Genomic DNA, 1,481 nt, shown 5'->3' on the forward strand with positions numbered 1-1,481 from the left:
CAGCGCGGCGCGCGTTTCGCCCGGGCGCGGCAGCACGGCGATCGGCACGGCGGCGGCGATGTCCCGCCAGCGGTGCCAGCGGGGGAGCTGGGCAAGGTTGTCCGCTCCCATGATCCAGACGAATCGCGCGCGGGGAAAGCGGCGGCGGAGCTGGGCCAGGGTGTCCGCCGTCCGGCGGGTGCCGAGCGCGGATTCGATCCCCGTCGCGACCAGGCGGCGTCCGTCGGCAAGGCGCGCCGCGGAGGCGAGGCGTTCGGCGAAGGGCGCCATGTCGGCGCGGCGCTTCAGCGGATTGCCGGGCGAGACCATGAGCCAGACCTGATCGAGCCGCAGGGCGCGGCGCGCCGCCTTCGCGACGTGGAGATGGCCTTCATGCGCGGGGTTGAAGCTGCCGCCGAGCAGGCCGATGCGGAGCGGCCTGCGGTCGCCGAAGCGGGGCAGCCGGTCTGTGCTCAGGGACGCACCTGGCCGGTGCCGACGACGTGATAGCGGAAGGTCGTCAGCTGCGCCGGGCCGATCGGGCCGCGGGCGTGGATTCGCCCGGTGGCGATGCCGATCTCGGCGCCGAAGCCGAATTCGCCGCCGTCGCAGAACTGGGTCGAGGCGTTCCACATCGCCACCGCGCTGTCGGTGCCGGCGAGGAAGCGGGCGGCGGCATCGGCGTTTTCTGTGACGATCGCCTCGGTATGCGACGAGCCGTGCCGGGCGATGTGGTCGAGCGCTGCATCGAGATCGTCGACGACGCTGACCGAGAGCATCGCGTCGAGCCATTCGGTGTCGAAATCCGCCGGGCCGGCGGCCGGCAGGCTCGGCACGATCGCCCGCGCGCGGTCGTCGGCACGGAAGCCGCAGCCAAGGGCGGCGAGATCCTCGATGAGGCGCGGCAGCAGGGCGGGGGCGATCGCCGCGTCGATCAGCAGGGTTTCGGTGGCGCCGCAGATGCCGGTCCGGCGCATTTTCGCGTTGGCGAGCACGGTTCGGGCCATCTCGGCATCGGCCTCGGCGTGGATGTAGGTGTGGTTGAGCCCCTCGGCATGGGCGAGCACGGGCACCCTTGCCTCGCGCTGCACGCGCTCGACCAGCGACTTGCCGCCGCGCGGGATGATGAGGTCGATCTGCCCGGAGGCGCCCAGCATCGCGGCGACGAAGGCGCGGTCGATATTCGGGGCGATCTGCACGGTGCCGTCGGGAAATCCGGCCTGGCGCAGGCCCTTGGTCATCGCGAGATAGATCGCGGTGTTCGAATGATAGCTTTCGGAGCCGCCGCGCAGGATCACCGCGTTGCCCGACTTGATGCAGATCGCCGCGGCATCGGCGCCGACATTGGGGCGGCTTTCGTAGATCATGCCGATCACGCCGAGCGGCTGCGGCACGCGGCGGATGACGAGGCCGTTGGGGCGCGTCCATTCGGCGAGGCTGCCGGCGAGCGGATCGGGCAGGTCGGCGATGGCGTCGATTCCGGCGGCGATCGCCTCGATGCG

2 protein-coding genes are annotated in these 1,481 nt (G+C 71.8%); both read right to left on the reverse strand.

Going from position 1 to position 1,481, the window contains the following annotated elements; all coding sequences use genetic code 11:
- Positions 1-456: nicotinate-nucleotide adenylyltransferase (locus APM_RS12440; protein ID WP_083818679.1), on the reverse strand; the 456-nt coding region annotated here is incomplete at its 3' end.
- Positions 453-1,481: glutamate-5-semialdehyde dehydrogenase (locus APM_RS12445; protein ID WP_007423731.1), on the reverse strand; the 1,029-nt coding region annotated here is incomplete at its 5' end. The genes APM_RS12445 and APM_RS12440, both read right to left, overlap by 4 nt.

The organism is Acidiphilium sp. PM (assembly GCF_000219295.1).
Lineage (GTDB): Bacteria > Pseudomonadota > Alphaproteobacteria > Acetobacterales > Acetobacteraceae > Acidiphilium > Acidiphilium multivorum.